Annotated in this window: 20 protein-coding genes; 8 read left to right on the top strand and 12 right to left on the bottom strand. The window is 62.4% G+C overall.

Annotated elements, in window-relative coordinates:
• Nucleotides 1–138: 138 nt before the first annotated feature.
• Nucleotides 139–2,076 (top strand): ATP-dependent DNA helicase RecQ, encoded by a 1,938-nt coding sequence (locus DBR46_RS10985; protein WP_124526200.1) that lies wholly within the window; start codon nucleotides 139–141, stop codon nucleotides 2,074–2,076.
• Between the two features lie 24 nt (nucleotides 2,077–2,100).
• Nucleotides 2,101–2,532 (top strand): thioesterase family protein, encoded by a 432-nt coding sequence (locus DBR46_RS10980; RefSeq protein ID WP_124526199.1) that lies wholly within the window; start codon nucleotides 2,101–2,103, stop codon nucleotides 2,530–2,532.
• A 159-nt stretch (nucleotides 2,533–2,691) separates the two neighbouring features.
• On the opposite strand, the gene DBR46_RS10970 is transcribed toward DBR46_RS10980, so the two are convergent.
• The 4 genes from DBR46_RS10970 to DBR46_RS10955 all read right to left on the bottom strand — a co-directional run bounded on the left by DBR46_RS10970 (nucleotide 2,692) and on the right by DBR46_RS10955 (nucleotide 7,536).
• Nucleotides 2,692–3,165, bottom strand: a complete 474-nt coding sequence (locus DBR46_RS10970; RefSeq protein ID WP_017737565.1) for a glycine zipper domain-containing protein — start codon at nucleotides 3,163–3,165, stop codon at nucleotides 2,692–2,694.
• Between the two features lie 201 nt (nucleotides 3,166–3,366).
• Nucleotides 3,367–5,715: an FdhF/YdeP family oxidoreductase gene (locus DBR46_RS10965; protein WP_124526198.1), complete on the bottom strand. Its 2,349-nt coding sequence runs from the start codon at nucleotides 5,713–5,715 to the stop codon at nucleotides 3,367–3,369.
• The gene (fdhD, locus tag DBR46_RS10960) at nucleotides 5,712–6,551 is read right to left on the bottom strand and encodes a formate dehydrogenase accessory sulfurtransferase FdhD (protein ID WP_124526197.1); all 840 of its coding nucleotides are present in this window, start codon (nucleotides 6,549–6,551) and stop codon (nucleotides 5,712–5,714) included. Before fdhD ends, DBR46_RS10965 begins: the two co-directional genes overlap by 4 nt.
• A gap of 97 nt (nucleotides 6,552–6,648) precedes the next feature.
• Nucleotides 6,649–7,536 (bottom strand): LysR family transcriptional regulator, encoded by an 888-nt coding sequence (locus DBR46_RS10955; RefSeq protein WP_017737568.1) that lies wholly within the window; start codon nucleotides 7,534–7,536, stop codon nucleotides 6,649–6,651.
• Between the two features lie 132 nt (nucleotides 7,537–7,668).
• On the opposite strand from DBR46_RS10955, the gene lysM reads away from it, so the two are divergent.
• Nucleotides 7,669–8,109, top strand: a complete 441-nt coding sequence (gene lysM / locus DBR46_RS10950; RefSeq protein WP_124526196.1) for a peptidoglycan-binding protein LysM — start codon at nucleotides 7,669–7,671, stop codon at nucleotides 8,107–8,109.
• A 109-nt stretch (nucleotides 8,110–8,218) separates the two neighbouring features.
• Here the strand turns inward: lysM and yrfG are convergent, their stop codons facing one another.
• Nucleotides 8,219–8,881, bottom strand: coding sequence for a GMP/IMP nucleotidase (gene yrfG, locus DBR46_RS10940; RefSeq protein WP_124526195.1), 663 nt, complete (start codon nucleotides 8,879–8,881; stop codon nucleotides 8,219–8,221).
• Between the two features lie 87 nt (nucleotides 8,882–8,968).
• Between yrfG and nudE the strand changes: the two genes are divergently transcribed.
• On the top strand, nucleotides 8,969–9,535 hold the full coding sequence (gene nudE / locus DBR46_RS10935) for an ADP compounds hydrolase NudE (protein ID WP_124526194.1): 567 nt from the start codon (nucleotides 8,969–8,971) through the stop codon (nucleotides 9,533–9,535).
• The gene (gene cysQ, locus DBR46_RS10930; protein WP_124526193.1) at nucleotides 9,532–10,368 is read left to right on the top strand and encodes a 3'(2'),5'-bisphosphate nucleotidase CysQ; all 837 of its coding nucleotides are present in this window, start codon (nucleotides 9,532–9,534) and stop codon (nucleotides 10,366–10,368) included. Before nudE ends, cysQ begins: the two co-directional genes overlap by 4 nt.
• A gap of 129 nt (nucleotides 10,369–10,497) precedes the next feature.
• Here cysQ and DBR46_RS10925 read toward each other — a convergent pair whose 3' ends face one another.
• Genes DBR46_RS10925 through rfbB form a run of 7 tightly spaced genes read right to left on the bottom strand, consistent with a single transcriptional unit; the run spans nucleotide 10,498 to nucleotide 17,530 of the window.
• A complete protein-coding gene (locus DBR46_RS10925; protein WP_124526192.1) occupies nucleotides 10,498–10,953 on the bottom strand; it encodes a YiiD C-terminal domain-containing protein in 456 nt (151 codons plus the stop codon).
• Entirely contained in the window at nucleotides 10,950–12,326 is a 1,377-nt protein-coding gene (locus DBR46_RS10920; protein WP_124526191.1) for a sigma-54 dependent transcriptional regulator, read from the bottom strand. Before DBR46_RS10920 ends, DBR46_RS10925 begins: the two co-directional genes overlap by 4 nt.
• The gene (locus DBR46_RS10915) at nucleotides 12,323–14,131 is read right to left on the bottom strand and encodes an ATP-binding protein (protein ID WP_124526190.1); all 1,809 of its coding nucleotides are present in this window, start codon (nucleotides 14,129–14,131) and stop codon (nucleotides 12,323–12,325) included. The genes DBR46_RS10920 and DBR46_RS10915 overlap by 4 nt, the downstream gene beginning before the upstream one ends.
• A 36-nt stretch (nucleotides 14,132–14,167) precedes the next feature.
• The gene (gene rfbD, locus DBR46_RS10910; protein ID WP_124526189.1) at nucleotides 14,168–15,037 is read right to left on the bottom strand and encodes a dTDP-4-dehydrorhamnose reductase; all 870 of its coding nucleotides are present in this window, start codon (nucleotides 15,035–15,037) and stop codon (nucleotides 14,168–14,170) included.
• Nucleotides 15,034–15,579, bottom strand: a complete 546-nt coding sequence (gene rfbC / locus DBR46_RS10905) for a dTDP-4-dehydrorhamnose 3,5-epimerase (RefSeq protein WP_124526188.1) — start codon at nucleotides 15,577–15,579, stop codon at nucleotides 15,034–15,036. The genes rfbD and rfbC overlap by 4 nt, the downstream gene beginning before the upstream one ends.
• Nucleotides 15,576–16,451 carry a glucose-1-phosphate thymidylyltransferase RfbA gene (rfbA, locus tag DBR46_RS10900; RefSeq protein ID WP_124526187.1) on the bottom strand — a complete coding sequence of 292 codons (876 nt, stop codon included), beginning with the start codon at nucleotides 16,449–16,451 and terminating at the stop codon, nucleotides 15,576–15,578. The genes rfbC and rfbA overlap by 4 nt, the downstream gene beginning before the upstream one ends.
• Nucleotides 16,448–17,530 carry a dTDP-glucose 4,6-dehydratase gene (gene rfbB / locus DBR46_RS10895; RefSeq protein ID WP_124526186.1) on the bottom strand — a complete coding sequence of 361 codons (1,083 nt, stop codon included), beginning with the start codon at nucleotides 17,528–17,530 and terminating at the stop codon, nucleotides 16,448–16,450. The genes rfbA and rfbB overlap by 4 nt, the downstream gene beginning before the upstream one ends.
• Nucleotides 17,531–17,681: 151 nt before the next feature.
• Here rfbB and DBR46_RS10890 point away from each other — a divergent pair, with 151 nt between their 5' ends.
• The 3 genes from DBR46_RS10890 (at nucleotide 17,682) to DBR46_RS10880 (ending at nucleotide 22,258) form a co-directional block, all read left to right on the top strand.
• Nucleotides 17,682–20,582 (top strand): aminotransferase, encoded by a 2,901-nt coding sequence (locus DBR46_RS10890; RefSeq protein ID WP_124526185.1) that lies wholly within the window; start codon nucleotides 17,682–17,684, stop codon nucleotides 20,580–20,582.
• Nucleotides 20,583–20,704: 122 nt separating this feature from the next.
• Nucleotides 20,705–21,811 carry an agmatine deiminase gene (aguA, locus tag DBR46_RS10885; protein ID WP_124526184.1) on the top strand — a complete coding sequence of 369 codons (1,107 nt, stop codon included), beginning with the start codon at nucleotides 20,705–20,707 and terminating at the stop codon, nucleotides 21,809–21,811.
• Between the two features lie 234 nt (nucleotides 21,812–22,045).
• On the top strand, nucleotides 22,046–22,258 hold the full coding sequence (locus DBR46_RS10880; protein WP_124526183.1) for a hypothetical protein: 213 nt from the start codon (nucleotides 22,046–22,048) through the stop codon (nucleotides 22,256–22,258).
• Nucleotides 22,259–22,334 lie beyond the last annotated feature (76 nt).

Here is a 22,334-nt window from a genome sequence, read left to right as displayed (position 1 = left end):
CAAGCGTGCTACTGTCTGCGTTTTTGCGCGGGCCTGCTGGTTTTCTCTGTATCAGTTTGTAGCGTTATATCCCCGACTTTTTCCAGGCCGCTGGTCTATGTTTTTGACATGTTCAGCGGTCAACGGAGTGACAGTTTCATGCACGACACCCTCCAGCAGGTCTTTGGTTATCCACAGTTTCGTTTGGGCCAGGAACAGACGGTCAGCGCCGTGCTGGCCGGCCGTTCTGCCGCCGCGATTTTCCCCACTGGCTCAGGCAAGTCCCTGTGCTACCAGCTGTCGGCAGTGCTGTTGCCACACCTGACACTGGTGGTGTCGCCGTTGTTGGCGTTGATGCAGGACCAGTTGGGTTTTTTGCAACGCCATGGCATTTCGGCGGGCAGCATCGATTCGGCGCAGAGCCGCGAACAGGCCAATGATGTGATGGCCCGTGCGCGTTCGGGTGAGTTGAAGATTCTGATGATTTCCGTGGAGCGCTTGAAGAACGAGCGCTTTCGCAACTTCCTGCAAAGCGTGCAGATTTCGCTGTTGGTGGTGGACGAGGCGCACTGTATTTCCGAATGGGGCCACAACTTCCGGCCGGACTATTTGAAGCTGCCGGACTACCAGCGTCAGTTCAATATCCCACAGGCCCTGCTGTTGACGGCTACAGCAACGCCCAAGGTGATTGCCGACATGCAGGCGAAGTTCGCCATAGCGCCAGGCGATGTGGTCACCACAGGCTTCTACAGGCCCAATCTCAACTTGCTGGTGGAGCCAGTCAGTGGGGCGGACAAGCGCCGACGCCTGGTGCAGTGGATGAGCGAGCGGGCGAACCAGCCGAGCATCGTCTACGTGACCCTGCAAAAAACCGCCGAGCAGATTGCCGAGCACCTCAATCGCAATGGCCTCCAGGCTGAGGCCTATCACGCGGGTCTGCCTCACGATAAACGCGAGAGTATCCAGCAGCGCTTCATGGGTGGGCGTTCCAATTGCATCGTCGCCACCATCGCGTTTGGCATGGGCATCGACAAGAGTGATATCCGCAATGTGGTGCACTTCGACCTGCCCAAATCCATCGAGAACTACAGCCAGGAGATCGGCCGCGCGGGGCGTGATGGGCAGCCGTCCGATTGCCTGGTGCTGGCCAACCGCGACAGCCTCAACGTGCTGGAAAACTTCGTGTATGGCGATACGCCGGAGCAGGACGGCATTCGCCGTGTGCTGGAGGAGTTGCAGGCAGCGCGGGGCGATGGGCAGTGGGAGTTTCTGCTGCGGTCGCTGTCGGACCACAGCAACATCCGCGAGCTGCCGCTGAAGACGCTGTTGGTGCAGTTGGAGCTCAAGGGCGTGATTGCGCCGCGCTACGCGTTTTATGCGGAATACCGCTTCAAGTACCTGATCGAGCCCGATGCGTTGTTGGCAAGGTTTAGCGGCGAGCGGCAGCAGTTTGTCGCGGCGATCGTCGAGGTGTGCAAGCGTGCCAGGACCTGGGCCACGGTGGATTTCGAGGCGTTGTATCAACAGCACAACGCCGGGCGCGACCGCGTGGTGAAAGCCCTGGATTACTTCCAGGAACAGGGCCTGATCGAGTTGGAAAGCAAGCAGATGACCGAGGTCTACAGCCTGCTGGACACGGATTTTGATCCACAGGCGTTGAGCGCCGAGTTATACACAGGCTTCAAGCAGCACGAGGTCGGCGAGGTGGCGCGGATTCACGCCATGCTCGACCTGTTCGCCACCGAGCACTGTCTGGGGCAGCGCCTGGCGCAGTATTTTGGCGATGAAAACGCGCCGCAGCGCTGCGGGCATTGCTCGGTCTGCCATGGCCATGTCGCGCACTTGCCGGCGCCGCCCGCTTTGCCGCCGCTTGTGGATAAAAACTTCATGGGACTGTGCGGTGATTTTATCCACAGGCATCATCAGCACACCGGGCAACTGCCCGAAGCGGAACGCCTAACGCGGTTCCTCGGCGGGATCAGCGTGCCGTTGTTTACCAAGTTGAAGGCGCGGGGTATTCCGGGTTTTGCTGTGCTGGAAGACTATCCGTATGCCGAGGTACGCGAGTGGGCCGAAGCCCATTTGCAGGACCTTTAACCCCACCTACACGAGATGTGCCCGATGCCCGACTCAGTGCCCCAACGTGCCGACTACCTTCACTTCCAGCCGATCATCACGCGCTGGCACGACAATGATGTCTATGGGCATGTGAACAACGTCACCTACTACAGTTTCTTCGACACGGCGGTGAACACCTACTTGATCGAACAGGGTGGTTTGGATATTCACGACGGCAAGGTGGTGGGCTTTGTGGTGAGCTCGGCGTGCGACTACTTTGCGTCGATCGCCTTTCCCGAGCGCATTGAGATCGGCCTGCGGGTGGGCAAGTTGGGCAATAGTTCGGTGCAATACGAGTTGGCGGTGTTCAAGGCGGGCGAAGACGACGCCTGCGCGGCGGGGCGCTTTGTGCATGTGTTTGTGGAGCGCGGGTCGAACCAGCCGGTGGCGATTGCGGGGGTGTTGCGCGAGGCGTTGCAGCGGTTGGTGGTTTGACCCGACTCTATAAACACCGCAGAACTAAATGTGGGAGCGGGCTTGCTCGCGAAGGCGGAGTGTCAGTCACTAGATGGATTGACTGACCCACCGCATTCGCGAGCAAGCCCGCTCCCACACAAGCCCATTCCACATTGGGTCTGTGGTGTGCTTTAGATCTTACCGGTGACGGTAGTGATGCTTGTTCTTGCGATGCCCATAGGCATGCCCACGGCCACGATGGTCATCACGATCGTAACGACGGTTGTCGCGCGAACGGCGATCATCGTCGTCGCTCTTGTTGCCCATGTAGTTGCCCAGCGCGCCACCCGCGCCGCCGCCGGCGGCTGCGCCGATCAGGCTGCCGGTGCTGCCGCCGACACTGCGGCCAACCACGTTGCCGCCCGCCGCGCCCAATGCGCCGCCAATGGCCGCTTCGCCACGGCTACGCTTGTCGGCACCGACCGCACTACCGCCTGCGCCGCCCAGGGCTGCGCCGATGGTCGAGCCGGTGTTGCCGCCAAGCTGCTGGCCAACAACCGAACCTAGAACCCCGCCCAATGCGCCGCCTACACCGGCTTCGGTGGTGCCACCGGCCATGGCTGCGCCACTGACCAGGCCAAGGGACAACAAGAGAATCGAGGAGAACTTCATTCAGGGAAACCTCAAGGGGATGACGGCGCGATCCTGAGGCTGTATCGGCATTGTGACAATCGAAATCCGACCAGTAACACGAGTTGTGCACAATTAGCTAAGTTATTGTTTTAACTGGGGAACTTAAGTTGATTTGGTGGGTCTTTAGCTCTTCGGAACGGCCGCTTTTATGCAAAAGCGGCCTTTTTTGTGCCCGCAGATCTACGCCGTGCGCGCCATGATCAAGCCGTTGTCACTTGCAGCTTCCAAACGGATCGCGACGAACTTCGACGTTGGCGTATGGCTGCCATCCCCCGTGCTTTCCAGCGGCACCAGTGGGTTCACTTCTGGGTAGTAAGCGGCTGCCTGCCCCGCCGGAATATCAAACGCCAGCAAGGTGAAGCCTTTCACCCGGCGCTCACGGCCGTCTTCCCACAGCGACACGATGTCCGCCTTCTGCCCCGGCTTGAAGCCCAGGCGGATGATGTCGGCTTCGTTGACGAACAACACGTCACGCTGGCCCTTGACCCCACGGTAGCGGTCGTCCAGGCCATAAATCGTGGTGTTGTACTGATCGTGGGAGCGCATTGACTGCATGATCAGGTCCGGCACGCGGCCCGTGGCGTGGGTGCGTTCGTGAATCAGGTCCTTGGGCAGGATGTTTGCGCGGAAATTGGCGCGGCCCGAAGGCGTGTTCCAGCGCCGGGCACCGGCGGCGTTGCCCAGGTAGAAACCGCCCGGGTTTTTGATCTTCTCGTTGAAGTCCTTGAAGCCCGGGATGGTATCGGCGATCAGGTCGCGAATGCGCCCGTAGTCGGCGACCAGCCAGTTCCAGTCCACCGGCTTGCTGCCCAGGGTGGCGGCGGCGATGCCGGCGAGGATGGCGGGTTCGGATTTCATCAGCTTCGACAGCGGCTGCAACTGGCCATTGGAACCGTGGACCATGCTGAACGAGTCTTCCACCGTCACCGCTTGCGGGCCATCGGCCTGGATGTCGATGTCGGTACGGCCCAGGCACGGCAGGATCAGCGCGTCTTTGCCGTGCATCAGATGGCTACGGTTGAGCTTGGTGCTGATCTGTACGGTCAGGTCGCAGTTGCGCAGTGCTTGAAAGGTGCGCGGGCTGTCCGGTGTGGCTTGGGCGAAGTTGCCGCCCAAACCGATAAACACCTTGGAGCGGCCTTCGAGCATGGCGTGGATCGCTTCCACCACGTTGTGGCCGTTTTCGCGCGGCACCTGGAATTGGAAGCGACGCTCCAGGGAATCGAGGAACGCCACCGGTGGCCGTTCGTTGATGCCCATGGTGCGGTCGCCCTGCACGTTGCTGTGGCCACGCACCGGGCACAGGCCGGCGCCAGGGCGGCCGATGTTGCCGCGCAGCAGCATCAGGTTGGCGATTTCCTGGATGGTCGGCACCGAGTGGCGGTGCTGGGTGATGCCCATGGCCCAGCACATGATCACGTTCTTTCCTTTGGCGTACATGCGCGCCGCTTGCTCGATCTCAACCAGGGTCAGGCCGGACTGCTCGACGATTTCATCCCACGAGGTGTCGTCGATCTTGGCCAGGTAATCCAGCACGTTGACCGTGTGTTCGTTGAGGAAGTCGTGGTCAAACACGGCTTCCTTGCCTTCGGCCTGGGCCTGGCGTTCCCACAGCAGCAGGAATTTGGCCATGCCGCGCAGGATGGCCATGTCGCCACCCAGGGCCGGGCGGAAGTACGCGGTGTTGGTTGGTTTGTCGCCGTTGGTGAGCATTTCCAGCGGGTGCTGCGGGTGCTGGAAGCGTTCCAGGCCGCGCTCTTTCAACGGGTTGATGCACACCACCTGGGCGCCGCGTGTGACCGCTTCGCGCAGCGGTTCCAGCATGCGCGGGTGGTTGGTGCCGGGGTTCTGCCCCCAGACGAAAATGGCGTCGGCATGTTCGAAGTCGTCAAAGGTCACGGTGCCTTTACCCACGCCCACGCTTTGCGCCAGGGCGACGCCGCTGGCTTCGTGGCACATGTTCGAGCAATCCGGGAAGTTGTTGGTGCCAAACGAACGCACAAACAGCTGATACAGATACGCCGCTTCGTTGCTGGCGCGGCCCGAGGTGTAGAACTCGGCCATGTCCGGGCTGGGCAGGGCGTTGAGGTGCTTGCCCACCAGGTCGAACGCGGCTTCCCAGCTGATGGGCTGGTAGCGGTCGGTTTCGGCGTCGTAGCGCATCGGCTCGGTGAGACGGCCCTGGTATTCCAGCCAATAGTCGCTTTGTGCAATCAGCGAAGTGACGCTGTGCTTGGCGAAAAACGCCGCATCCACACGGCGTTTGGTGGCTTCCCAGTTGACCGCCTTGGCGCCGTTTTCGCAGAACTTGACCATGCCGCTTTCCGGCGAGTCGCCCCAGGCGCAGCCCGGGCAGTCGAAGCCGCCGTTCTGGTTGGTCTTGAGCATCATGCGCAGGTTTTTCAGGGCGTTGTCGCTGGTTAGCCAGGCCTGCGCCACGCTGATCAGCGCGCCCCAGCCGCCAGCCGCACCTTTGTAGGGTTTGTAGCGTGGGGTTGGGGTTTGGTCGGCTTGGTTATGATTGCTCACGGCTGGTTCTCCATCGCAGGGCTGTAGACCCGCGGCGCACTTTTCTGCGGCAGGTGGATGAGATTGAGGTTATGCCGGCGCGCCCATTGCAGGGCCAGGCCGGTGGGCGACGACAGGCTGACCAGGGTCTGGATGCCCGCGCGCAGGACTTTCTGGATCAGCTCGAGGCTGCAACGGCTGGTGACAATCGCCAGGCCGCCGTCGGTCGGAATCTTTTGGCGGATCAGGGCACCGATCAACTTATCCAGGGCGTTATGCCGGCCGATGTCTTCGCGGCCCAGCAGCAATTCGCCCTGATGGTTCATAAACACGGCGGCATGCACGGCGCCGCTGTGCTGGCCCAGGGGTTGAAACGCGCTGATACGCTGGCGCAGGCCGTCGAGCCACTCCGCAGGCGGCAATGGCGCGCCGGGCAGTATTTGCAGGTCAGGCAGGGCTTGTTCCACCGCTTCCACACCGCACAGGCCGCAGCCGCTGGTACCGGCCAACTGGCGGCGCTGCTGCTTGAGGTTCCAGAACGCACGGCTGGAAATCTGCACCTGGGCGTATTGGGCTGAGCCTGAACCACTGAGCTTCAGGTCATAAATATCGCTAACGTCGGCGATAATGCCGCTGCCGAGGCTGAAACCGACGATAAAATCTTCCAGGTCGGTGGGCGTCACCAGCATCACCGCCTGGCTGATGTCGTTATAGGCAATCGCCAACGCCACTTCTTCCGCCAGTGCAGTGCTGGCGACTTCGGTGTGTTCGAGGTTGCAAAAATGATAGCTCTGGCTGGCGGCCGGCGCGGGTGTATCAAGGGCGGGCGCCGCGCAGACTGGACGCTTGGCGTTCATGGGGCAATACCACCGGCGGATTGATCAGTGTTTAGACTAGGCGCGACAAAGCGTCGCGTCTAATTGCCAGTACTGATCTACCGATAGATGACGTCGATCAAGACGGGTTTTGCGATTTCTGAAACAGCGCGAAACACGCCTCGGCCAACGCCGAGCGCGGCGCGCTGCGGCGCATGATCAGCCCGAGGCGCGCCAGGGTGTGGGCGTCTTCGATCGGTTGCAGGCGCAGATGCTCGGTCAGCGCGTCCAGGCCGCCGTCCAGTGGCATCACCGCGCAACACAGGCCGCCGTGCACAGCTTGTAACAATTGATGGACGGCATCGGTTTGCAGCAGCGGTTGCGGGTTGAGCCCCCGGCTGTGGAAGTTGTGGTCGATGGATTGGCGAAAGTGCATGCCGCTGGTGAGCATGCCCAAAGGCAATTCCGTCAGAGCCTCCCAACTCAGCGGTTTATCGCCAAAGCTGAAGAAGCGCTGGTCGTAGAGCAGGCCCATGCGGGTTTCGCCCAGGGCCAGCGAATCGAAGCGTTCATTGTCCAGGCGCTCCAGATAGGACACGCCCAGGTCCAGGCGATTGCTCGCTAGCTGTTCAAGGATTTGCTCGGAGCTGAGCGCCGACAACTCAAAGCGCAGGCTGGGGTGCTCTTTATGCAGTTGTTGCATCAGGGCCAGCGGATCAAAGCTCGACAGCGGCACCACACCCAGGCGCAACGTACCGACCAGGTTGCCGCGACAGGCGGCGGCTTCGGCCTGCAAGCCGTCGTAGGCGGCCAGCACGGTGCGCGCCCAGGCCAGCACGCGTTCACCGGGGGCGGTAAAGCCTTCGAAGCGCTGGCCGCGATTGACCAACGGCAGGTCCAGTTCTTCTTCGAGGCTGCGCAGGCGCATCGACAGCGTCGGTTGGGTAATGTGGCAACGTGCCGCGGCCTGGCCGAAGTGACGGGTTTCGTCGAGGGCGATGAGGAATTTCAGCTGTTTGATGTCCATCTTCGCTCCGGGGCTTATTCCAATGGCGGGGGGATTCTAGCGCGTTTGGGTCTTTGGCCGGGCTGGAACCCAAATCCGTGGGACTGGTCTAGTCTTGGGCATCTGGAACTCAAATCCCAAGGAGAACGCACTATGAGCATTTTCAGCTTTATCAAGGAAGCCGGCGAAAAGATTGTCGACCTGTTGACGCCGGGTAATGCCAACGCCAGCGAGCAGTTGAAGGACCACGTGTCCAAGGTCGGTCTGGGGAATCCGAATGTGCAGACCACGGTGGATGGCGACAAGGTGACCGTGACCGGTGAAGTCGCCACCCAGGAAGAGAAAGAGAAGATCCTGCTGGCGTTGGGCAATATTGCCGGTGTGGCCAGTGTGGATGATCAGATCACAGTGTCGGGCCCAGCGGTGGCTGCCGCGCGTTTTGTCGTGGTGAAGAAGGGCGACACGCTGAGTGCGATTTCCCTGGCGGTGTATGGCAACGCCAATCTGTACAACAAGATTTTCGAGGCGAACAAGCCGCTGTTGTCACACCCGGATAAAATTTACCCAGGGCAGACGCTGCGCATTCCTGAGTAATACACGGACCAAAATGTGGGAGCGGGTTTGCTCGCGAAGGCGGAGTGTCAGTCACCAGATCAATTGACTGATCCACCGCATTCGCGAGCAAGCCCGCTCCCACATTGGGTCAGAGTCCGGCAAGGAGTTCTCGGTAGTCTTCAACTGCTTCGAATTCTGCGGTGTCCTTTGGCCCTTTTTTGCTATCCGGCTCTTTCACCGCCAACAAATGCCCCACCCCAAACGCCCGCGCACTGCGCAAAATCGGCAAGGTGTCGTCGATAAACAGGCTGCGCGCCGGGTCGAAGCCGATATCGGCTTGCAGGGCATCCCAGAATTGCGGGTTTTCCTTGGCGAAACCGTAGTCGTGGGAGCTGATCAACCGCTCGAAATACGGCGCCAGTTCAATGCGTTCCAACTTCAATGACAGCGAATCGCGATGCGCGTTGGTGATCATGATCACGCGTTTGCCGGCCTGCTTGATCGCCGCCAGAAAGGTATCGGCATCCGGGCGCAGGGCGATGAGGTGGGCGGTTTCCAGCTTGAGTTCGCGCACCGGGAGCTTGAGCTCGGCGCTCCAGAAATCCAGGCAATACCATTGCAACTGTCCGGCGTTACGCTCGAACAGCGGCTGCAATTCCATCTCGGCCATGGCCCGGCTTACCCCGTGCAACTCGGCGTAGCGTTGCGGCAGGTGTTCCATCCAGAAATGGTTGTCGTAGTGCAGGTCGAGCAAGGTGCCGTCCATGTCCAGCAGGACGGTGTCGATGGCGTGCCAGGGCAAAGAGGGCATGGGGCGGTCTCATGTAAGTAAAAATATCCGACACAAACAATCGGAAAAGCCACGGTATAGTAACCCGATCACGCCAAGGAGCCGCTTATGCGCCAGAAACCCACCGTCCTCGCCCGCGAAATAGTCGCCAGTAGCCGTTTGTTCCGCGTGGAGGCCGTGCAATTGCGTTTCTCCAATGGCGTTGAGCGGACCTACGAACGCCTGGTGGGCCGCGGTGCCGGCTACGGCGCAGTGATGATCGTGGCGATGCTCGATGACGAGCATGCGGTGCTGGTGGAAGAGTACTGCGGCGGCACCGATGAATATGAACTGTCCCTGCCCAAGGGCCTGATCGAGCCCGGTGAAGACGTCCTGGCGGCGGCCGAGCGGGAGCTCAAGGAAGAAGCGGGCTACGGTGCACGCCAACTGGAGCTGATTACCGAGCTGTCATTGTCGCCGGGATACATGAGCCAGAAAATCCAGGTGGTGCTGGCCACCGATCTCTACGAAGAACGCCTGGAAGGCGATGAACCTGAGCCGATGCGCGTGGACAAGGTCAACCTGCGCGAGCTGTCGCAGCTTGCGCAAAACGAGCAATTCAGCGAAGGCCGTGCCCTGGCCGCGTTGTATCTGGTACGAGACCTGTTGACCCAGCGTGGAGCGTTTGACGCATGAGCGAATTGTTTTTAGGCCACCCGTTTATCGCCCCGGTGATCGAGCTGGCGCGTCAAGCCGGCGAAGTGATCCTGCCGTACTGGCGCGCCGATGTGGCCGTGACAGCCAAGGCCGATGACTCGCCGGTGACGGCGGCCGACCTGGCGGCGCACCATCTGATCCTTGCCGGGCTGACCGCGCTGGACCCAAGTATCCCGGTGCTGTCCGAAGAAGATGCCGATATCGACCAGAACATCCGCGCCGGTTGGCAGCGTTGGTGGCTGGTTGATCCGCTGGATGGCACCAAGGAATTTATCGCCGGCAGCGAAGAATTTACCGTCAATATCGCCTTGATCGAACAGGGCCGCGTGGTGTTTGGCGTGGTGTCGATGCCCACCAGCGGGCGGTGTTATTTCGGCGGTGCGGGCCTGGGGGCGTGGCGTTCGGACGTGAAGGAAGCGCCGAAGCAGATCCAGGTGCGCACGGTCCCGGCGGCGGGTGAAGCGTTCACCGTGGTTGCCAGCCGGCGCCACAGCAGCCCGGAGCAGGAGCGTTTGCTGGCAGGTTTGAGCGAAGGGTTGGGCGAGCTGAAACTGGCTAATATCGGCAGCTCGTTGAAGTTCTGCCTGTTGGCGGAGGGCAGCGCCGATTGCTATCCACGCCTGGCGCCGACGTCGCAGTGGGACACTGCCGCGGCTCAGGGTGTGCTGGAAGGTGCGGGGGGTGAGGTGTTGGAGTTGAGCGGTGTGCCGTTCAGTTATCCGGCGCGGGAATCATTGTTGAATCCGTTCTTTTTGGCGTTGCCGGCGAAAGCGGCATGGCGCGACCGCCTGTTGAGCCTGGCGAGGTCTTAAAACCACAGCAGATCAAAAATGTGGGAGCGGGCTTGCTCGCGAATGCGGAGTGTCAGTCGCTGAATTTATTGACTGATCCACCGCATTCGCGAGCAAGCCCGCTCCCACATTGGTTTCGTGTTGTGGCGGTTATCGGTGCAGGACGTACTGGCCAGTGAAAGCGACGGCGCGGTCCTCACTGCCCTCATTCAAAATCCACGTTTCCAGCGTCAACCGCGCGCGACCATAGCGTTTGTAGGTCGCTAAAAACCGCTTCCACACCTTATCTTCCGGCGCCTGGCACACCACCGTCGCATCCCGGGTGACGGGCAACGGATAACTGATCTGCCCCTCCTGAATCACGATATGCCCGTCTTCAATCCCTTCTTCGCGTAGCTGCAAATGCAGCCAGCCCCAACCCGCCAGCACCGCGCCGCAATACAGGCTGCCGCCAAACATGGTGCTCTTGTGGTTGATATTGGCCTGCAACGGCAGGTGCAATTGCAGCTGCCCGTGCTGCCAGTCGCGCACTGTGAGGCCCATCTCCCGGGTCAGGGGGATGTCGTGGTGCAGCACGGATTCCAGGTAATCTCTGGCGTGGGTCATTCGTCGTCACCACTTTGGTTGGCAAAGTTCAGGCCGTGCTTGCGCAGTTTGTCGTGCAAGGTTTTGCGTGGCACGCCCAAGGCTTCGGCGAGGCTGCGCATGGAGCTGTGGGGGCGGGTCAGTTCGGCGGCGATCAGGCTCTTTTCGAACTGCTCGACCTGCTCGCTCAAGCCGCCCGACGTGGAGGTCAAAACGCTGGCAAAGGGATTGTCCGGCGTGGCGTCCAGCGCCAACTCCAGCCCGAGGGCAAAGCGTTCGGCGGCGTTCTGCAACTCACGCACATTGCCCGGCCAGCTGTGGCGCAGCAGCAGCGCACGCTGGCCCGGTTGCAGTTCGTGCAGGGTCAGGCCGTGGCGGCTGCTGGCTTCATCGGCAAAGTGCTGGAACAGCATCAACGCATCTTCACCGCGCTCGCGCAGGGGCGGGATGCGCAGCGAGGCGACGTTGAGGCGGTAATACAAGTCGGCGCGGAAGCGGCCCTGGTCGGCAGACTGGCGCAAGTCTTCCTTGGTGGCGGCGATGATGCGGATATCCAGCGGGATCAGTTGATTGCCACCCAGGCGTTCCACCACGCGCTCTTGCAGCAGGCGCAGCAACTTGACCTGCACATCCAGGCTCATGCTTTCGATTTCATCGAGGAACAGCGTGCCGCCGTTGGCGAATTCGAACTTGCCGATCCGGCGTTTCTGCGCGCCGGTAAACGCGCCAGGCTCGTGGCCGAACAGCTCGCTTTCGACCACCGACTCGGCGAGGGCGCCGGCGTTTATCGCCACAAACGGCCCGCTGCGTCGGCTGGACAGATCGTGCAGCGCCCGCGCGACCACTTCTTTGCCGGCGCCGGTCTCGCCGAGGATCAGCACGTCGGCTTTGGTCGCCGCCAGCGCGCCGATCTGCTCGCGCAAGCGCAGCATTTGCGGCGAGTGGCCCACCAGGCGCGTGCTCAGTTGCTGGCGGTCGCTGAGGGCCAGGCGCAGGCTGCGGTTGTCCAGCACCAGGCGGCGCAGGGCCAGGGCGCGGCGCACGCTGTCGAGCAGGGCATCGCTGGCGAAGGGTTTTTCGAGGAAATCATAGGCGCCCGCACGCATGGCCTGCACCGCCAGGGGCACGTCGCCATGGCCGGTGATCAGCAGCACCGGCAGGTCCGGGTCTTGGCCGTGCAGTTCGGCGAGCAGCTCCAGGCCGTCCATGCCGGGCATGCGGATGTCACTGACCACCACCCCCGGCCAATCCCGCGACAGGCGCGCGGTGAGGCCGCTGGCTTCGCCCAGGGGCAGGACCTTCAGTCCGGCCAGGTCCAGGGTCTGGCACAGGGCCTGACGCAGGTGTGGATCGTCGTCGATCAACACCACCTGAATCCCGTTGTCGATACTCATACGCTGCGGTCCTCGGACGGTTGCAGACTGACGCCCGGCGAGCCGGCACGCAATTTCAGGGTTAACAGCGCGCCGCCTTCCTTGTGGTTGGCGAACAGCAGTTCGCCGCCAAAGGCACGCATCAAGGTGTCGCAGATCGCCAGGCCGAGGCCAAGGCCCTGGGTACGCGTCTTGGTGGTGTAGAACGGCTCGCTGGCGCGGCCCAGGGCTTCCATGCAAAAGCCCGGGCCGTTGTCGCGAATGTACAGGTTGACGCCCTGTTCGGTGGTTTCGGCACTCAGCCAGAGCTTGCGCGGCGGGCCTTTTTCGGTGAGGGCGTCGAGGGCGTTGGCCAGCAGGTTGCCGAGCACCTGGCGCAGGCGGGTTTCGCCGGCCTGTACCCACAACGTCGCCTCGGGCATGTCGCGGATCAGCTCGACTTCCATCGAGCGCCGCCGCTTGGCCAGCAAGGCCAAGGCATCGTCCAGCGCCGGTTGCAGGCCGACGCTTTCGGGGGCATGCCGGTCGCGGCGGGCAAAGGCGCGCAGGTGGGCGATAATCGAGGCCATGCGCCCGGTCAGTTCGCTGATCAGCTTGAGGTTGCCGCGCGCATCGTCGGTGCGCTGGTGGTCGAGGAGGATCTCGGCGTTTTCCGCATAGCTGCGGATTGCCGCCAACGGCTGGTTGAGCTCGTGGCTGATACTTGCCGACATGGTGCCCAGCGCTGACAGTTTGCCCGCCTGCACCAGGTCATCCTGGGCGCGCACCAGTTCCTGCTGCGCCTGTTCGCGTTCCAGCACTTCCTGTTTCAGGCGCCGGTTCAGGCCTTCGAGGTCGCTGGTCCGTTCGACCACCCGCGCTTCCAGCTCGCGACGCGCCTTGGCTTCGAAGGCGATGCGTTCCAGGTAGTGGCGGCGTCGCTGCATCATCAAGCCGAGCAACAGCATCAACACCAGCAACGTCGCGCCGCCGACGGCGACCACGGTGCGCACCGGGCGGTTGATCAAGGATTGCGGCGCGAGGATTTCCACGTTCCATCCGGTCTCGGCAATCGCCGTGGATTGGCGCAGCCAGGCCGTGGAACTGAGGGTCAGCGGCTGCGGGTCGCGCGTCGGGTAGGGCTGGATGGCGATGATCGCCTGGCGCTCTTCGGCGGTCAGCGGGCGGGTGGCACGGAAGCGCCATTGCGGGCGTGAGGTGAGGATCACCACGCCGTTGTGGTCGGTCACCAGCAGTTGTTCCGGGGTGTTGCCCCACAGGCTTTCGGTGTGGTCCAGGTCGACCTTGACCACCAGCACGCCGATGATGTTATCGCCATCGCGCACGGCGGCGGCGAAGAAGTAGCCGCGCTTGGCCGAGGTGGTGCCAAGGCCGAAAAACCGTCCCAGGCGCCCGGCCATGGCTTCGCTGAAATACGGCCGGAAGGAAAAATTGCGCCCGACGAAACTGTCCTGTTTATCCCAGTTCGACGCGGCCAGGGTCTTGCCGTGGGTGTCCATCAGGTACATCACCTCTACCCCGGCCTGGGCGGCGACGTCCTTGAGCAACTGGTTGGCGTTGGTCAGGTTGGTGCTGACCTGCGGCGCGTCCAGCGCCGTGCGCAGGGCCGGTAGGTCGCCGAGGATCTGCGGCAGCACCTCAAAGCGGTGCAGGGTGCCGAGCAGGTTGGCGACGTACAGGTCGAGGGTCTGGCGGTTCTGTCCGGCCAGCTCGTTGCGGTAATAACGCTCGGCCAGATGCTCCAGCGGCCACAACAGCGGCGCCAGGCACAACGCCAACAGGGCGAGGCTGCGCCAACGGGGTCTTCGCGGGAGGGTTGGAGTCATGGGAGTCGGGCGCCTGTGGGTACAGGCGCATTATGCCTAGTGCTGCGCGGCAAGACACTCGCGCAATGCGTCTTGCCAGTGGGGTTGGCTGACGTGCCACTGCTGTTGCAGGCGGCTGCAATCGAGGCGCGAGTTCAGCGGGCGCTGGGCGGGTGTGGGGTAGGCGCTGGAGGGGATCGCCTCCAGTTCTGCGCAGGCCTTGCCCTCGGCGCGCAGCTGTTGGGCGATGGCTTGGGCGAAGCCGAACCATGAGGTTTCGCCCTCGGCGGTCAGGTGATAAATACCCCATTCTCCCGCCGCGCCGCCCTGCCAGCGCTCGATCAAGGCGCGTGTGCTGCGGGCGATGCTGCCGGCCCAGGTCGGCGCGCCGATCTGGTCGGCGACGATGCGCATCTGCGGCTTCTCTTGCAGCAGGTGCTGCATGGTCAGCAGGAAGTTCTTGCCGTGGTTGGAATACACCCAGCTGGTGCGCAGGATCAGGTATTCGCCGCCCACCTCCGCAATCGCCCGCTCACCGGCCAGTTTGCTTTGGCCGTAGACGCTCAGCGGGTTCGGCGTGTCAGACTCGGTATAGGGCGCCGCTTTAGTGCCATCGAACACATAGTCGGTGGAATAGTGGATCAACGGCACGCCCAGGACCTTGGCTTCTTCGGCAAGGATGCCGGGCGCTATGGCGTTGATCGCGAACGCGGCATCCGGCTCGCTTTCGGCCAGGTCCACGGCGGTGTGGGCGGCGGCGTTGATGATCAGGTCGGGGCGCTGGGCGCGGACTTGCTGGCGAATGTGCTCGGGGTTGGCCAGGTCCAGTCGGTCGCGGCCGAGCACGATGAGTTCGCCCAAGCCCTGGAGTCGCTGTTGCAGTGCCTGGGAGACTTGGCCGTGCTGGCCCGTGATCAGAATTCTCATGGGAACAGGTCGGCCTCCATCAGAGGCTTGCCCGCCTGGTCCTTGGCCGACAGTAGCGGCGCCTCGCTCAGCCCCCAGTCGATGGCCAGCGTCGGGTCATTCCACAGGATGCTGCGCTCGGCACTCGGCTGGTAATAGTCGGTGGTCTTGTACAGGAACTCGGCGTAATCGCTCAGCACCACAAAACCATGGGCAAAGCCTTCCGGCACCCACAGTTGGCGATGGTTCTGCGCCGACAGCCGCACACCGACCCACTGGCCGAAGTTCGGCGAGCTGCGGCGGATGTCCACGGCCACGTCCAGCACCTCGCCGGCCGTGACGCGCACCAGTTTTCCCTGGGTGTGTTCGAGCTGATAGTGCAGGCCGCGCAACACACCTTTTTGCGAGCGTGAGTGGTTGTCCTGCACAAAATCGCGCTGCAGCCCGGTGGCTTCGGCAAAGCCCCGGGCGTTGAAGCTTTCGTAGAAAAACCCGCGCTCGTCACCGAACACCTTGGGCTCAAGGATCAGCACGCCGGGCAGCGCGGTTTCAACCACGTTCACGGGTGGTCTCCCGCCAGCGAGTAGAGGTACTGGCCATAACTGGTCTTGCCGAAATACTTGGCGCGTTCGAGTAGATGCGGGCGTTCGATCCAGCCGCTGGCGAAGGCGATTTCTTCAAGGCACGCGACCTTCAAGCCCTGGCGGCGCTCGATGGTCTGCACGTACTGCGAGGCGTCCAGCAGGCTGTCGTGGGTGCCGGTGTCTAGCCAGGCGAAGCCACGGCCAAAGCGTTCCACCTGCAAGTCGCCGCGACGCAGGTAGGCGTTGTTGACGTCGGTGATTTCCAGCTCGCCGCGGGCCGATGGCTTGACCGCCTTGGCGATCTCGATCACGTCGTTGTCGTAGAAATACAGGCCGGTGACCGCATAGCTGGACTTGGGCACCGCCGGCTTTTCCTCGATGGACAGGGCGCGGCCTTCGCTGTCGAAGTCGATCACGCCGAAGCGTTCCGGGTCTTTGACCCAGTAGCCGAACACTGTGGCGCCTTTGCCGCGGTTCACTGCGGCGTGCAACTGCGCGCTGAAGCTTTGGCCGTGGAAGATGTTATCGCCGAGGATCAGGCACACCGGGTCGCTGCCAATGAACTGCTCGCCAATCAGGAAGGCTTGCGCCAGGCCGTCCGGCGTCGGTTGTTCGGCGTAGCTGAACGTCACGCCGAACTGGCTGCCGTCGCCCAACAGGTTGCGGTATTGCGGCAGGTCGGCCGGGGTGGAAATCACCAGGATCTCCTTGATGCCGGCCAGCATCAGCACCGAGATCGGGTAGTAGATCATCGGCTTGTCATACACCGGCAACAGCTGTTTGGACACGCCCAGGGTGATGGGGTGCAGACGCGTGCCGGAGCCACCGGCCAGTACGATTCCTTTCATCATGCGATCAGATCCTTCATGTCGGTGTTGCCCAATCGTTGACCCTGATAACTGCCGTCCTGGACCCTGCGGCACCAGTCCAGGTTATCCAGGTACCACTGCACGGTTTTGCGTAGACCGGTTTCAAAGGTTTCCTGCGGCACCCAGCCCAGTTCGCGCTGGATCTTGCCGGCATCGATGGCATAGCGCTGATCGTGGCCGGGGCGATCCTTGACGAAGGTGATCAGGTCGGCGTAGTGCGCCACGCCGGCCGGATGCTGCGGCGCCAGTTCTTCCAGCAGGGCGCAGATACTGCGCACCACATTGATGTTCTTTTGCTCGTTGTGGCCGCCAATGTTGTAGGTCTCGCCCACCACGCCTTGCGTCACCACCTTGAGCAACGCCCGCGCGTGGTCTTCGACAAACAGCCAGTCGCGCACTTGCAAACCATCACCATAGACCGGCAACGGCTTGCCCGCGAGGGCGTTGAGGATCACCAGCGGGATGAGTTTTTCGGGGAAGTGGAACGGCCCGTAGTTGTTTGAACAGTTGGTCAGCAGCACCGGCAGCCCATACGTGCGCTGCCAGGCGCGCACCAGGTGGTCGGATGCGGCCTTGCTCGCGGAGTAGGGCGAGCTGGGGGCGTAGGGCGTGGTTTCGGTGAACAGGTCGTCCACGCCGTGCAGGTCGCCGTACACCTCGTCGGTGGAGATGTGGTGGAAGCGGAACGCGTTTTTCGCCGCCGGAGCGAGGGTCTGCCAATAACCCCGGGCGGCTTCCAGCAGGCTGTAGGTGCCGACGATATTGGTCTGGATAAAATCCGACGGGCCGTCGATGGAGCGGTCCACGTGGGACTCGGCTGCCAGGTGCATGATCGACTGTGGCTCGAAGCGCGCGAGTACGGCGCTGACGGTGGCCTGGTCGATGATGTCGGCCTGGACGAACTCGTAGCGGCTATTGGACGCGATGGACGTCAGCGATTCGAGGTTGCCGGCGTAGGTGAGTTTGTCGAGGTTGAGCACTTCATGCTCGGTGTGCTGGATAAGGTGACGTACCAGAGCAGAACCGATAAAACCGGCGCCACCGGTAATGAGAATGCGCATGTCGGGGCCCTTTTCCTTTTGACGGACATTTAGCGAATGGAGCATAGCCTGTGTTGCCGCGCGGGGTAGGCCAGGATGTGTCGGGGGGTTGCACAAGCCCCCTGAACAATGGCGAACTAAGCGCCTGATAAAAATACCGAGGTTGCCCCCGATGCTGCTCGCCACGTTGATTCACCGCGCCAGTCTACCCTGCCCGCAAGTGGGCCCCGAGCAGGCTGCGCAATTATTGGCGCAGCATTATGGGCTGGCTGGCACCTTGCAATCACTGGGTAGCCAGCAAGACCTCAATTACAGGGTGGACAGCCCTCGCGGCCGATTTGTTCTGAAAATCTGCCGGGGCGATTACGCCGCCGTGGAATTGCAGGCCCAGCACGCTGCGCTCAATCGCCTGCAAGGCGTGCGTGTGCCCAAGGTGATCAAGGCGCTCAACGGCGAAGAACTGCTGACCGTCACCCTCGACGGGCAAACCCTGCACCTGCGCCTGCTCGATTACATCGACGGCCAGCCGCTGACCCATCTGCCGCACCTGGGGCGCAGGGTGATCGCAGGCTTTGGTGAGCTGTGCGGGCGCATGAGCCTGGCCCTGGCGGATTTCGCCCATCCGGGCCTGGAGCGCACGTTGCAGTGGGACCCGCGCCACGCGCGTGAACTGATCGCGCATTTGCTGGCGACCTTGCCAGAGCTGCCTCACCGCGCCGAGCTGGAACAGGTCGCCGCGCAGGTTGAAGTGCGCGTCCGGCCGCTGGCGGAGCAATTGCCGTGGCAAGCCGTGCACATGGACATCACCGATGACAATGTGGTGTGGCAACGCGATGTCGCGCGGCAGTGGCAGGTCGAGGGCGTGATTGATTTCGGCGACCTGGTGCACACCTGGCGCATTGCCGACCTGTCGGTGACGTGTGCCGCGTTGCTGCATCACGCCGAGGGCGATCCCTTTGCGATCTTGCCGGCGATCCAGGCGTGCCACGCGGTGACGCCGTTGCAGCGTGCCGAGCTACAGGCGCTGTGGCCGCTGATCGTGGCGCGGGCGGCGGTGCTGGTGTTGAGCAGCGAGCAACAGCAACGCCTGGACCCGGATAACGCTTACCTGTTGAAAAACGCCGAGCACGAGTGGGAAATCTTCCACGTCGCCACGTCGGTGCCGTTCGAGTTGATGGAGGCGGCGATTCTGCGCAGTGTTGGCGAAGACCTGCCGGCGGTGGCCAGTGAGGATTTCGCGCCGTTGCTGCCGGGGTTGGTGGGGCGCGAATTTGCCTTGATCGACCTCGGCGTACTCAGCCCGCATTTCGAGGCGGGCAACTGGGAGCAACCGGGGATTGATCGCCGCTTGCTGGATGACGCGGCGGCGGTGCATGGGTTGGCGGCCAGTCGTTATGGCCAGTATCGGTTGTCGCGCACTTGCCCGGACAGTGCGGTTGAACCGGCGACGTTCCCGCTGCATGTCGAGCTGCACTTGCCCCACGGCACGCGGTTGGAAGTGCCCTTCGCCGGAACGTTGCAGCACGGCGCGGACGGCTTGGTCAGCGTGCAGGGCGTCGAGTTGAGCCTGCGCTTGTGGGGCGTGAACACCGTTTTGAACGCTGGCGCGCTGCTGGTCGAGGGCCAAGTGCTGGGCGAGGTGCATGGGCCGTTGACCGTGCAACTGTGCCGCGCCGAGCTGGACCCGCCGCTGTTCTGCACGCCATCCCGCGCGTTGGCGTGGCAAGCCTTGTGCCCATCGCCCGCGACCTTGCTGGGGTTGGCCTGCGACGCCGAACCCGAGCTGGACCCCGAGGCCCTGCTGGCACGCCGCGATGCCAGTTTCGCCCGCTCGCAAAAGCACTATTACGTCGACCCGCCGCGCATCGAGCGCGGCTGGCGCAACCATTTGATCGACATGCAGGGCCGTTCCTACCTGGACATGCTCAACAACGTCGCGGTGCTCGGCCACGGTCACCCGCGCATGGCGGCGGTGGCGGCGCGGCAATGGTCGCTGCTCAATACCAATTCGCGTTTCCACTACGCGGCGATTGCGGAGTTTTCCGAGCGTTTGCTGGCGCTGGCGCCGCAAGGCATGGACCGGGTGTTCCTGGTCAACAGCGGCACCGAGGCCAATGACCTGGCGATCCGCCTGGCCTGGGCCTACAGCGGCGGGCGCGACATGCTCAGTGTGTTGGAGGCGTATCACGGCTGGTCGGTGGCGGCGGATGCGGTGTCCACCTCGATTGCCGACAACCCGCAGGCGCTGAGCAGCCGCCCGGACTGGGTGCATCCGGTGACTGCGCCGAATACCTATCGCGGCGAGTTCCGGGGGCCAAACAGTGCGCCGGACTACGTACGAAGTGTGGAACACAACTTGGCGAAAATCGCCGCGAGCAAGCGCCAGCTGGCCGGTTTCATCTGCGAACCGGTGTACGGCAATGCCGGGGGTATCTCGTTGCCGCCGGGCTATTTACAGCAGGTGTATGAGCTGGTGCGTGCCCGGGGCGGTGTGTGCATCGCCGACGAGGTGCAGGTCGGCTACGGGCGTATGGGCCACTTCTTCTGGGGCTTTGAAGAACAGGGCGTGGTACCGGACATCATCACCATGGCCAAGGGCATGGGTAACGGCCAGCCGCTGGGCGCGGTGATTACCCGTCGCGAAATCGCCGAGGCGCTGGAGGCCGAGGGGTATTTCTTCTCGTCGTCGGGGGGCAGCCCGGTCAGTTGCCGGATCGGCATGGCGGTGCTGGACGTGATGGCCGAAGAAAAGCTGTGGGAAAACGCCCAGGTGGTTGGCGGGCATTTCAAGGCGCGGTTGGAAGAATTGATCGACCTGCATCCATTGGTGGGCGCGGTCCATGGTTCCGGCTTCTATCTGGGCCTGGAGTTGGTCCGCGACCGGCAGACGCTGGAGCCGGCCAGCGAAGAAACCGCGTTGCTGTGTGATCGCCTGCGCGAGCTGGGCATTTTCATGCAGCCGACGGGGGATTATCTGAACATCCTCAAGATCAAGCCGCCGATGGTTACCTCTAAACGCAGTGTGGATTTCTTCGTCGACATGCTGTCAAAGGTGCTCGGTGAGCAATTGTAGTTAATCGATTCTTATCGGCTATTTATTGTCATATTTATCGCCGATGATCTTTGAGCGCTTTTAAAGCCGATTTTTATCCGTTATAAAGTCGGCCTTTACCCCCATTCGGAGTCTTGATCGCCATGACCACCCTGCACAGCACCCCCCGCGCCGATGGCTTCCATATGCCTGCCGAATGGGCGCCACAGACCCAAACCTGGATGATCTGGCCCGAGCGCCCGGACAACTGGCGCCTGGGCGGCAAGCCGGCGCAGGCAGCGCATGTGGCGGTGGCCAAGGCCATTGCGCGTTTTGAACCGGTGACCGTGGCGGTATCTGCTGGCCAGTACGAAAATGCGCGTGCGCGCCTGGATGTGCCGAATATCCGCGTGGTGGAAATGTCCAGCGACGACGCCTGGGTGCGCGACACTGGGCCGACCTTCGTGATCAACAACAGCGGCGAAGTGCGCGGCGTGAACTGGGATTTCAACGCCTGGGGCGGCTTTGACGGCGGCCTGTACGCGCCGTGGAACCGCGACTCGCAGGTGGGCGGCAAGATCCTCGAAATCGAACGCGCGCCGCGCTACCGCACCGAAGGTTTCGTGCTGGAAGGCGGCTCGATCCACGTTGACGGCGAAGGCACGCTGATCACCACCGAAGAATGCCTGCTCAACCGCAATCGCAACCCGCACCTGGACCGCGCGGCAATCGAGGCGGTACTCAGCGCCAACCTGGCTGTGGATAAGATCATCTGGCTGCCGGACGGCCTGTTCAACGACGAAACCGACGGCCATGTGGATAACTTCTGCTGCTACGTGCGCCCCGGCGAAGTGCTGCTGGCCTGGACCGATGACGCGCAAGACCCGAACTACGCCCGCTGCCACGCGGCCATGGATGTTCTGCAAAGCAGCACCGACGCCCAGGGCCGCGCGTTCATCGTGCATAAAATGCCGATCCCGGGGCCGCTGTATGCCACTGAAGAAGAATGCGCCGGTGTCGATCCGGTGGACGGTTCGCAGGAGCGCAATCCGACCGTACGTTTGGCGGGTTCCTACGTGAACTTCCTGATCGTCAACGGCGGCATCATCGCGCCAAGCTTTGATGACCCGATGGACGGCCCGGCGAAGAAGATCCTGCAGGACCTGTTCCCGCAGCACGAAGTGGTGATGGTGCCGGGCCGCGAACTGTTACTGGGTGGCGGCAATATCCATTGCCTGACCCAACAACAGCCGGCGCCGCAGAAAAAGTGAGTGCAGTTGTAACAGCAGCATGACGGTGACCGGACGCTAAGCCGTTCCGGCAGTCATGGCAAGCCCGCGGCCTGGCAAGGTCGCGGGCTTTTTTGTGGGTAAATGCCTACAAAAACCGGGCGTTGGCATAGCTCTTGTATCGCTGTGGCGACAGTGATCGAGGTTTATGACTAAGCGGTTCTGTCATAAACCTTGAGTAAGTTAGCCGCTCAAGCAGTAGGAGAGAGCGCTGAAATGAGTCCTCAAATCAACCTGATGTACACGCGCACGTTTCACCCGATGCGGGTTAACGGCGACGCGATCCAAGCACTGGGGCTCTGGTTGAAGGAAAACGGCTCACGCAAGAGCAGGCTGCCTGATTTGCGCAGCGTGATGAGCGAGCGGTATCCGGTGGGGCTGTTCAGTGAGGATGAAGTGCACGTGTTGTGCGATCTGCTGAAAAACTAAAGAACACTGCAAAACAATGTGGGAGCGGGCTTGCTCGCGAAAGCGGTGTGTCATTCACCCAATAAGTGACTGATGT

The sequence above is a fragment of the Pseudomonas sp. KBW05 genome (assembly GCF_003852405.1).
In the GTDB taxonomy this organism is placed as follows: domain Bacteria; phylum Pseudomonadota; class Gammaproteobacteria; order Pseudomonadales; family Pseudomonadaceae; genus Aquipseudomonas.
Note: the sequence above shows the minus strand (reverse complement) of the source record. Positions and strands in the feature narration are given on the sequence as shown.